Raw genomic sequence first — 11,207 nt, 5'->3', positions numbered from 1 at the left:
ATCGCGTCCTTTTCATGGACGAAACCCACCATCAGGCGTTCTTCGTCGTTATTGATCACCGGCAGGTGTTCCTCGCCGGTTTGTTCCATCAAACGCACGGCCTTTTCGATACTGTCGGTCCTAAGCAGGACCGGCGGCTTGGACCGGGCGACCTGGCCTGCGGTAACTTCTTCGCCCATCGTCGGGTCAAATGCGGCATGGCGCAGATCTGCCAGTGTGATCGTGCCATGCAACCGGCCATCATCATCAACAACAAACAGTTCGGAATAGGGTGCGTTAATCAGTTTTTCCCGTATTCCCGGCATGCCTTCGACAAGCGGCACGGTTTCGTATTCCGCCTTCATGATGTCGGCGACCTTCATCATGCGCAGCAAATTGACCTCCCGGCCCCATCGGGTTGAAAGCCCCCTGCATTTAAGCTGCCACGCGAAAAACGACCCGCCCTGAAACTGATCCATGATGACCGATGCAATCACCGATGCCACCATCACCGCAATGGTCAGGGCATAGTCGCCCGTCAGCTCAAACATCATCAGGGTGGTTGAAATCGGTGCTCCCAGCATGGCAGCGGCGACCGCCCCCATCCCGATCAGCGTATAAGCACCATAGCCCGATGAAAGGTCGGGGAAAACTGCCGTTGCCGTAATCCCGAAAGCCCCGCCCAGCATCGCCCCCAGGAAAAGGGCGGGGCTGAAAATGCCGCCCGCAAAGCCCATACCGATGCAAATCGCGACCATCGCGGCCTTAATAAACAAAAGCTGCATCAGGAATGACCAGTCATAAGCACCGTAAAGCGCATCATTCATTGCGCTGTATCCAACCCCGACAATCTGGGGAAACTGGATCGCAACGACACCAATCACAAGCCCCGCCACCGCAGGCCGTAACCAAAGCGGAATTTTGGATGCCTTGGCGGCCTTCTGCACCACCGGTATCGCGCGTGTTACGCAGATTGCGGTAATTCCCGCGGTGATGCCCAAAAGGATAAAAGCCGGAAATTCAAGGAAGGACTGGATTTCGTGGGCGGGAAGCAAAAAGGCAACATCGGCACCATAATAAAGCCGGGTTATGATCGTGCCGGTCACAGATGCCAGAACAATCGGGGCAAATGCCGTTAATGCGTAGTGACCAAGGGCAACTTCATGGGCAAACAAGGCCCCGGCCAGCGGCGCATTGAACGATGCCGCCACCGCCGATGCAACACCACAGCCAAGCAAAGTACGCGAAGCGCCGCGTCGTAAATGCAGTATCCGCGCAAGCCACGCACCGAAGGATGCCCCCATATGGGCAACGGGTCCCTCTCGGCCCAGTGACGATCCAGCCCCCAGTGATACAGCACTGACAAATGCGCTTTTGATCCCGCAACGCGATGACATGCGCGCATCGTGAAAGGCCACCGCGTCAATCAGGTCGGCAACACCGTGCGGGCGTTTTTCCGGCAGAAATTTATAGATGAATATGCCGACAAAAAGTCCGCCCAGTGTCGGGGCCGCCATCAGATGCCAGAATGGCAGATCGACAAGATAGTGATGAAGGGCCTCGTCCCCGGTGCCATAAACCAGTGCCTGAAAAAACAGCAATCCTTCGCGAAACACGATTGTTCCGCCCCCGGCCATGGCCCCGACCACCAATGCCAGTATCGACAGCACAAGCTGTTCGCTTTTGACAAGGCGACGCAGTTGACTGAGCAGTTGGTTGGACTTGAAAAGCTTTTCGGCCATATCGGGTTACCGGCGGGAACGGGTGAAACAGGATGTGATCATATGATTACAAGTTCCTGCGAATAAAAGGTAAAGGTCGGCAAATCCAATATTTTTTGCCACTATCAGCATTTTTCAGGCACAAATGATGACCTTTGTTCGTTCAAAATGCTGTTTTGAGTGGGGAATGACCTGCCTTTCAAAAAACCATCATTGATCTTGCAACGAAAAATAACGCATGTTTGTTGCAATACAGGCCTTTTGGCTGGCGGGACTTGGCCGCACACAACAACAAATTCCTTTTTCAGGACTTCCGATAAATGACTGAAAGTCAAAAATCGGGCGCCACCATCGCCCGTCCGCTCCCCGGTTTTGTCGAATTCGTGGTATTGATGGCGATCACGATTGGTCTGGTCGCGCTTTCGATCGATAACCTGTTACCGGCATTCGGCCCGATTGCCACCGATTACGGCATCGAAGACGGCAACCGCATGCAGTTGCTGATCTATGTCTTCATGATTGCCTTTGGCCTGATGCAGATCGTTTATGGCCCGCTGGCCGACAGCTTTGGCCGCAAGCGCATCTTGATGCTGGGTCTTTCGATTTATGCCATCGGCACGGTCATGGCGATTTTTGCCGACAGTTATGACCACCTTCTGATCGCGCGTTTCGTTCAGGGACTTGGCGCGGCGGCCCCGCGCGTCCTGACGATTGCGATCACGCGTGACTGTTTCGAAGGCCGCGAAATGGCGCGTGTCATGTCGTTCGTGATGATGATCTTTATCATCGTGCCGGTCTTTGCCCCGGCATCGGGCAGCCTGATCCTGGCCCTTGCCAACTGGCACATGATTTTTGTCAGCACCCTTGTGCTGGCGATCATTATTGCCGTCTGGTACAGCCTGCGGATGCCCGAAACACTGCATCCGGAATACCGGCATAAACTGTCACTCAGCCGGATTGCGCGCGATATCAAAACCACCATCACCAACCGCCAGACGCTGGGTTATGCAACGGCGATGGGGCTGATGTTTGCCTGTCTGATGGCTTATATCGGATCGGCACAGCAGATTTTCGAAACCGAGGTTTACGGACTTGGCGTCTGGTTCCCGCTGGTGTTCGGGATGATCGCCGCCTGCATGAGCGTTTCATCCTTCGTCAATGCCCGGCTTGTGCGCAAGATCGGCATGCACAAACTCTCCCAGGGCGGGCTTCTGGTGATGGCAATCAGCAGCCTGATCAATCTGGGCATTGCATTTGCCTTTGACGGTACCCCGCCGCTTCCGGTGTTTGGTGTGGGTCTTACGGTCACACTTTTCTGCTTTTCGATGACCATGCCAAACTTCAATTCGCTGGCGATGGAACCGGTAGGCCGGATTGCCGGTACCGCATCCTCGATGATCGGGGTTTACAGCACCCTGATCGGCGTTGTCGCGGGCGGCATCATCGGTCAGCAGTTCAATGGCACGGTGATCCCGCTGGTGGGCGGCTATCTGGCTCTTGCCGTGCTGGCCATCATCATTGTCGGCATCACCGAACGCGGGAAGTTTTTCCACGCGACGCATTGATCAGCAACCAAATGTAAAAAAGCCCCGCAGCCGGAAAGCTGCGGGGCTTTTTTGGTTCTGTACGATCACGCCTGACGCGGATCGTAATTCAGGTTTGGTGCCAGCCAACGTTCGGCTTCGGCCAAAGTCATGCCCTTGCGTTCGGCATAGCTTTCGACCTGATCGCGTTCGATCTTGCCAAGACCGAAATATTTGGCTTCGGGATGGGCGAAATAGAACCCGCTGACCGAGGATGCCGGGGTCATGGCACAGCTTTCGGTCAGTCTGACACCGACATTCTTTTCGGCATCAAGCAACTGCCACAGCGTACGCTTTTCCGTATGTTCCGGGCAGGCAGGATAGCCCGGTGCCGGACGAATACCGCGATAGTTTTCGGCAATCAGTTCCGCATTCGGAAGGTTTTCATCCGCCGCATAACCCCAAAGTTCCTTACGCACCTTTTCATGCATGCGTTCGGCAAAGGCCTCGGCAAAGCGATCACCCAGCGCCTTGACCAGAATGGCGTTGTAATCGTCATGCTCGGCTTCAAGCTTTTTGGCGATTTCTTCGACCTGCGGCCCGGCGGTGACGACAAAACCACCGATATAGTCGGTTTTACCCGACTCTTTTGGTGCAATGTAATCAGCAAGGGCCCGGTTCGGACGTTTGTTGTTTTCACGGAACATCTGCTGGCGAAGCGTGCGCAGCATCACCGGTTCGTTCTGATCGGGTGCCGGGGTAACTTCGATATCATCACCAACCGAATTAGCTGGCCAAATGCCGACAACCGCACAGGGTTTGAACCATTTTTCATCAACAATGCGTTTAAGCATCGCCTTGGCGTCTTCATAAAGACCACGCGCGGTTTCGCCGACTTTCTCGTCATTCAGAATATCGGGGAAACGGCCATGCAGTTCCCAGGTTTCAAAGAACGGTTTCCAGTCAAACCGTTCAACCAGTTCGGCCAGATCAAAGGTTTCAAACCGGGTAATGCCCGGTTTGACCGGTGCGGGAATATCGTAGGCATCCCAATCAAGCTGCACCTTGTTGGCGCGTGCGTCCGCAATGGCAAAACGTTTTTTCTGCAATTGCTGGGCGGCGTGTTTTTCCGCCATCGCGATATATTCCGCACGGATTTCGGCGGCGAACCGTTCCCGGTGGGTTTCAGATACAAGCTGGCTTGCAACCCCCACCGCACGCGATGCGTCAATCACGTAAACCACCGACTTGTTATAGTTCGGGGCGATCTTGACCGCGGTATGGACCTTGGATGTGGTTGCGCCACCAATCAGAAGCGGGATATTGAGCCCTTCGCGTTCCATTTCGGCCGCGACATAGGTCATTTCTTCAAGCGATGGCGTGATCAGGCCAGAAAGACCGATCATGTCGACCTTTTCGGCCTTGGCGGTTTCGATGATTTTCTGGGTCGGCACCATCACGCCAAGGTCAAGGACCTCGAAATTATTACATTGCAGGACCACGCCCACGATGTTCTTGCCGATGTCATGGACATCGCCCTTGACCGTCGCCAGCAGGATTTTGCCGTTGGTTTCGCGCACACCGTCCTTTTCTTCCTCGATGAACGGGATCAGGTAAGCAACGGCCTTTTTCATTACGCGCGCGGATTTGACCACCTGCGGCAGGAACATCTTGCCCGCACCAAACAGGTCACCAACCACATTCATGCCATCCATCAGCGGCCCTTCGATAACGTGAAGGGGCTTATCAGCCTGTTGGCGGGCTTCTTCGGTGTCTTCTTCGACGAACTCGGCAATGCCATTGACCAGCGCATGGGCCAATCGTTCATTAACCGGCTTTTTGCGCCATTCCAGATCAGCCTTTTTCTCCGGCCCGCCGGTGCCCTTGTATTTTTCGGCAACTTCAAGCAAACGGTCGGTGGCATCCGGACGACGGTTCAGGATCACGTCCTCGACCCGTTCACGCAATTCAGCCGGGATTTCCTCATACACGACCAGCTGACCGGCATTGACGATGCCCATATCCATACCGGCCTGCGTTGCATAATACAGGAACACGGAATGCATCGCTTCGCGGACCGGGTTGTTGCCCCTAAACGAGAAGGAAACGTTGGAAACACCGCCGGAAATCTTGGCGTATGGCAGGCGTTCCTTGATCAGCTTGCAGGCTTCGATGAAATCGACGGCATAATTATCGTGTTCCTCGATCCCGGTCGCGACCGCAAAGATGTTCGGATCGAAAATGATATCTTCGGGCGGGAAGCCGACCTTGTCGACCAGCACGCGATAGCTGCGTTCGCAAATCTCGATCTTGCGGGTAACGGTATCGGCCTGGCCTTTTTCATCAAATGCCATCACGACGACGGCGGCACCATAACGGCGCAGAAGGCGTGCCTGCTTGATGAAGGGTTCCTCGCCTTCTTTCAGGCTGATCGAGTTGACGATCCCCTTACCCTGAAGACATTTCAGACCGGCTTCGATCACGTTCCATTTGGAACTGTCGATCATGATCGGCACGCGGGCAATATCGGGTTCGGCCGCCAGAAGATTAACGAATTTGACCATCGCCGTTTCGGCATCCAGCATCGCATCATCCATATTGATGTCGATGATCTGTGCGCCGTTTTCGACCTGCTGACGGGCAACCTCAAGGGCTGCGTCGTAATTTTCCTCGACGATCAGGTTTTTGAACTTGATCGATCCTGCGACGTTCGTGCGTTCGCCGATATTGATGAATCTTGAAATGTCACTCATGGGTCTGTTCGATCTCTTTTTTCAGCTTCCCGGCATCAGGCGGCGTTGAATGGTTCCAGGCCCGAAAGACGCATTTTCGGTTCAATCACAGGCAATTTGCGCGGGGTCGCATTTGCCACCGCATCGGCAATCGCCTTGATATGGGGCGGCGTCGTGCCACAGCACCCGCCCAGCAGATTGACCATGCCGGTATCGGCCCATTCCTTGACCAAGGCCGCCATTTCGGCATCCGATTGATCATATTCACCGAACTCGTTGGGCAGGCCCGCATTGGGATAAACCGAAACACGGCATTCGGCAATGCGCGACAGTTCCTGCACATAGGGGCGCAACTGTGCCGCCCCCAATGCACAGTTAAGCCCGATCGAGAACGGCTTGGCATGACGGACCGAATTATAAAACGCCTCGGTCGTCTGCCCCGAAAGGGTCCGGCCAGAGGCATCGGTGATCGTGCCCGAAATCAGAACCGGTACATCTTCACCACGTTCTTCAAGCACTTCGTCGATGGCAAATAACGCAGCCTTGGCATTGAGCGTATCGAAAATGGTTTCCACCAGAAGCGTATCCGCCCCGCCATCCAGAAGACCGTTCACAGCTTCCTTATAGGCTTCGCGCAGCTGATCAAAATTAACCCCGCGGAAACCCGGATTGTTCACATCGGGCGAGATTGATGCGGTGCGGTTGGTCGGGCCGATGGCACCGTTGACAAAGCGCACATCGCCGGGATGGGCGGCTTCCCATTCATCGCAGGCCGCGCGCGCGATTTTCGCACTTTCGTAATTGATCTCGTAGGCAAGGCTTTCCATGCCGTAATCGGCCTGCGCAATCGTCGTCGCACTAAAGGTATTGGTCCCCTGAAGGTCCGCACCCGCGGCAATATATTGCAGATGGATATCCTTGATGATGTCTGGCTGGGTCAATGACAGCAAGTCGTTATTGCCCTTCACATCCTGTTTCCAGTCGGCAAAGCGTTCACCGCGATAATCTTCCTCGGTCAGCTTGTGCTTCTGGATCATGGTACCCATCGCACCATCAAGGATCAGGATTTTGTTTTCGGCCCGTTTACGCAGCAGGGCAATGCGTTCCTTGCGGTCATTCATCATCGTCATCCAGTCGTTTTGATCATGCAGGGTTTCTGGCGGGTGGTTCAGGCAGCAGCCTGTGCAACACCGCGAATACCCAACGCATGACAGATGGCATATGTCAGTTCGGCACGGTTTAACGTATAGAAATGGAATTCGGTAACACCTTCGGCCATCAGGCCCTCGACCTGTGAAATGGCTTCGTGGAAGGCGACCATGCGGCGCGTATCGGGATCTTCGTCAAGGTCTTCAAACCGCCAATGCAGGCGCTTGGGCACCGATGCCCCGCACATATCGGCAAATTTCAAAAGCGATCCGAAATTGGTCACCGGCAGGATACCCGGCACAATCGGTGCGGTGATCCCGGCAGCAACACATTTGTCACGGAATCGAAGGAACACCTCGTTATCAAAGAAGAACTGCGTGATCGCGCGGTTCGCACCGGCATCGATCTTGTGCTTAAGATATTCGATTTCGAAATCGGCACTGGGCGCATCCGGGTGGGTTTCCGGATAGGCCGAAACCGAAATATCGAAATCCGCAATCCGCTTAAGCCCTTCGACCAGATCAACCGCATAAGGATATCCCCCCGGCGTCGGCACATATTTATCGCCCGCATCAGGCAGGTCACCGCGCAGGGCAACAATCGAACGGATGCCTTCATCCCAGTAGTTGCGCGCGATACCTTCAATTTCTTCCTTGGTGTGACCAACACAGGTCAGGTGGGCGGCCGCCGGAATGCCGGTTTCGCCCTGAATGCGGGTGACACTGCTATGCGTGCGGTCACGGGTTGACCCGCCTGCCCCATAGGTTACCGAAACAAAAGACGGGTTCAACGGGGCCAGACGGTGGATCGAACGCCACATGGTTTCTTCCATCTTTTCCGTTTTCGGCGGAAAGAATTCGAACGAAATCCGCAAATCGCTGCGGGATGTTCCCTGTGGTGCGATGTCGTTTTTAACCGTCATTCTTTTAATCCTGTCTTGTCGTTCCGGTGGAACGGGTCGTTATTCATCATTATTATGGTATCAAGCTGCCGGTTTGTTACTCGGCAGCTTCGTTATGATTGTTCGTTATCTGCGACTTCTGTTCCTTTGCGGACGCATGTGCAGACCAGATTCGCACCGTCAGGGGCTTGCCCGGCAGGCTTATGACATCGCCGGGCGAAAGTTCACATGCGCGAAACCACGTATTGATCGCCCCGTCTTCAAAGCCAAGCCGCCGATGCGCGTGCTCTTCACGCAGTTCTTCGCGGTCATGGGTTGCAAAATCAACCACCACCAGCCTGCCATTAGGCGCCAGAACGCGGGCAGCTTCGGCGATGGCGGCTTCGGGGCGTTCGGCGTAATGCAGCACCTGATGCAGGGTCACAACATCAAACATTCCGGCCGGATAAGGCAGTTGATACATATCGGCCTGCCTTACCAGACAGTTCGAAAGATCGGCGCGCTGCAAGCGTGCGCGTGCGACCGCCAGCATCTCGCGCGACATATCAACACCGACACCTTCTTCGGCCGTTTTGCCCAGAAGCTCCAGAATCCGGCCCGTACCGGTCCCGATATCAAGAATACGGCCCCCGGAAAGATCGCCGATGGCGTCAACAAGCGCCCGTTCGACCACCGCTTCGTCGATATGAAGTGACCGGATTCGATCCCAGTCATCGGCATTGGCACGGAAATATTCCGTCGCAATCTGTTCGCGCTGCGCCTTGACCTGCTCAAGCCGGGTACGATCAAGCAAGAGGGTTTCATCATCGCGGGGCAACAGATCAAGAACCGGCTGCAACAGTTCGGCCCCCGGACCTGTATTGGGTGTGCGATAAAAAACCCATGTCCCTTCACGGAATCGGACAAGCAAACCGGCTTCGCACAGCAATTTCAGATGACGTGACACACGCGGCTGGCTCTGCCCGATGATCTGGGTGATCTCGCTGACCGTCAGTTCGCATTCGGCACAGATCGCCAGCAGGCGAAGACGTGTCGCCTCTGCCGCCGCGCGTAACCTTGCAAGAACCTGTTCCATTTCGCTGCCTCCGCTAACTCTGCAAAGACATAAAGATATGTTTATATTTAATCAAGACCTATTTACCCACCCCAAAGGGGTATGGCAAAAAAGCAACACGCCAAATCCCATTGATCGGGCACATAATTTTGTGTGCTGGTGTTTAAACTTTCCCTATGCTAACCACATTGGTATCTGAGACGTGCGCGATGCATGGTCGTGTTTTCTTCGCGGGCAACAGGACAGGTAGCGTTTTTGAAATCCCGATTTCAAAAACGTCTCGGGGTCGGGGAAAGTTTGTATCGAAAATCGTTTGGCAAAAAATAATGAAGCTTCGAACTTTGCTTTCGCTGTGCGCTGGTGCATCTCTGTCCATGCTGACAGCATGCGCGTCCACCCAGCCGGCACAGGACATGAGTGACTATGACCCTCTCGAACCGGTGAACCGGGTCGTGCACGGGGTTAATGGTGCCGTAGACTTTATGGTCCTTTACCCAGCCGCCATGTGGTATCGCGACATTGCACCGCAGCCGGTAAAAACCGCTGTCCGCAGTTTTGTGCGCAACATCGGCGAGCCGGTGAATGCATTGAACTCGCTGCTGCAAGGGGAACCTGATCAGGCGGCTGACACTGTTCAGCGCTTCATCATGAACACCACAATCGGCTTCCTTGGTTTCAATGATGTGGCTGCCGATTTCGGCATCGAATATCATTCAGAAGATTTCGGCCAGACTCTTGGCCATTACGGTATCGGCGGCGGTCCTTACATCGTCCTGCCGCTGCTTGGTCCGTCGAACTTGCGTGATACGACCGGCATTGCCGTTGATTACGTGGCAAACCCGATGACCTGGGGCAGCCGAAACAGCGATACCCTTGATAATCTCTATCTTGGTTCGCTGGCTTTGACCGCACTTGACGCACGCTATCGCACGCTTAACCAGCTCAACGAATTGCAACAGACGTCGATTGACTATTATGCTGCATTGCGTAGCCTGTACCGTCAGCAACGCAACGCCGCCATTCGGAACGGTGCAGATCCTTCGGCACCGAATTTCGAAGACGAAAGCGCTTCTGCCGACTTCGATGATGCGGTTGAAGCTGCGGCAAATTAATGGTTCGATTGAACATGAAAAGCAGATTTACGATTCCCGCACTGGCGGCAGCAATCGTTAGCGCGACCGGCCTTCTGGCCGGTCCTGCATTTGCAGGTAATGCAAACACCGCGCCGTCCCTGACGGTAGAGGTCGCTGTAAGCAGCAACGCATCCGAGGTAATCAAGACTCTTGCGAATGAAGCGATTATCGGCCTGACCGACCAGTCGCTTAGCAATGATACCCGTCGGCAGAACTTTGTTGCCCTGATGGACCGTTACTTCGCAATGGATGTGATTTCCCGGTTTGTTCTGGGACGTTACTGGCGCTCGATCTCCGAGGAAGAACTCAACGAGTTCGCCGATCTTCTTCAGGACTATCTGGCGCTTAACTACGCCAGCCAGTTCAAGGATTTCAATGGCGAGCAGTTCGTTGTCGGCGACGAAAAGCAGCAGAACAAGGATACCTTCGTCAATTCGCAGTTTGTCCGCCCGGACGGCCCGCCGGTTTCGATTATCTGGCGTCTGCGTGAATTTGGCGACGAGTACAAAATCATCGACGTCACCGTCGAAGGGCTGAGCATGGGCATCACCCAGCGCGACGAATTCACCGCCGTCATCCAGAAAAACGGCGGCAAGGTCTCTGCGCTGACCGAAAATCTGCGCGAAAAAGTCGGAAAATAACTCCGTCACGACCGTTACGGAAATCAAAAGCCACCGGTGATTTTCCGGTGGCTTTTTTTAATGCATCCCCCGATGGGGATAATGAAAGGCCGCCCGGCAGGAAAGTGGGCGGCCTTTTATTGTTAACCGCGCGTCAGCGGCTTGTATTTGATGCGATGCGGGCGGTCGGCCGCGTCACCGTAACGGCGTTTATAATCCGCTTCGTATTCCTGATAGTTGCCTTCGAACCATTCGACATGCGAATTGCCTTCGTAAGCCAGGATGTGGGTCGCGATACGGTCAAGGAAGAAACGATCGTGCGAGATAACCACGGCACAGCCGGCAAATTCCAGCAGACCTTCTTCAAGCGCGCGAAGCGTATCGACATCAAGATC

General features: G+C 54.6%; 8 protein-coding genes and 1 pseudogene. 3 read left to right on the top strand and 6 right to left on the bottom strand.

Annotated elements, in window-relative coordinates; translation table 11 throughout:
* The coding region (locus SMB34_RS16575; protein WP_051682356.1) for a chloride channel protein at window positions 1–1,721 on the bottom strand (1,721 nt) is incomplete at its 3' end.
* Window positions 1,722–2,020: 299 nt separating this feature from the next.
* Between SMB34_RS16575 and SMB34_RS16570 the strand changes: the two genes are divergently transcribed.
* The gene (locus SMB34_RS16570) at window positions 2,021–3,265 is read left to right on the top strand and encodes a multidrug effflux MFS transporter (protein ID WP_007089787.1); all 1,245 of its coding nucleotides are present in this window, start codon (window positions 2,021–2,023) and stop codon (window positions 3,263–3,265) included.
* A 65-nt stretch (window positions 3,266–3,330) separates the two neighbouring features.
* On the opposite strand, the gene metH is transcribed toward SMB34_RS16570, so the two are convergent.
* From metH to SMB34_RS16550, 4 genes are all read right to left on the bottom strand, one after another.
* The gene (gene metH, locus SMB34_RS16565; protein ID WP_037991718.1) at window positions 3,331–5,976 is read right to left on the bottom strand and encodes a methionine synthase; all 2,646 of its coding nucleotides are present in this window, start codon (window positions 5,974–5,976) and stop codon (window positions 3,331–3,333) included.
* Between the two features lie 35 nt (window positions 5,977–6,011).
* Window positions 6,012–7,085, bottom strand: a complete 1,074-nt coding sequence (locus SMB34_RS16560) for a homocysteine S-methyltransferase family protein (protein WP_051682355.1) — start codon at window positions 7,083–7,085, stop codon at window positions 6,012–6,014.
* Between the two features lie 38 nt (window positions 7,086–7,123).
* Window positions 7,124–8,026 (bottom strand): methylenetetrahydrofolate reductase, encoded by a 903-nt coding sequence (gene metF, locus SMB34_RS16555; RefSeq protein WP_051682354.1) that lies wholly within the window; start codon window positions 8,024–8,026, stop codon window positions 7,124–7,126.
* 76 nt (window positions 8,027–8,102) lie between these two features.
* Window positions 8,103–9,080 carry an ArsR/SmtB family transcription factor gene (locus SMB34_RS16550; RefSeq protein ID WP_037991716.1) on the bottom strand — a complete coding sequence of 326 codons (978 nt, stop codon included), beginning with the start codon at window positions 9,078–9,080 and terminating at the stop codon, window positions 8,103–8,105.
* A gap of 305 nt (window positions 9,081–9,385) precedes the next feature.
* Between SMB34_RS16550 and SMB34_RS16545 the strand changes: the two genes are divergently transcribed.
* Together SMB34_RS16545 and SMB34_RS16540 are read left to right on the top strand one after the other, a co-directional pair.
* Window positions 9,386–10,171, top strand: coding sequence for an MlaA family lipoprotein (locus SMB34_RS16545; RefSeq protein ID WP_240478855.1), 786 nt, complete (start codon window positions 9,386–9,388; stop codon window positions 10,169–10,171).
* 14 nt (window positions 10,172–10,185) lie between these two features.
* Window positions 10,186–10,833 carry an MlaC/ttg2D family ABC transporter substrate-binding protein gene (locus tag SMB34_RS16540; protein WP_233495338.1) on the top strand — a complete coding sequence of 216 codons (648 nt, stop codon included), beginning with the start codon at window positions 10,186–10,188 and terminating at the stop codon, window positions 10,831–10,833.
* A 122-nt stretch (window positions 10,834–10,955) separates the two neighbouring features.
* On the opposite strand, the pseudogene SMB34_RS16535 reads toward SMB34_RS16540, so the two are convergent.
* Window positions 10,956–11,207, bottom strand: a pseudogene (locus SMB34_RS16535) (energy-dependent translational throttle protein EttA); the annotation flags it as partial.

The sequence above is a fragment of the Thalassospira permensis NBRC 106175 genome (assembly GCF_000714555.1).
GTDB lineage: Bacteria > Pseudomonadota > Alphaproteobacteria > Rhodospirillales > Thalassospiraceae > Thalassospira > Thalassospira xiamenensis.
This window is presented reverse-complemented; position numbering and strand designations above follow the sequence as displayed.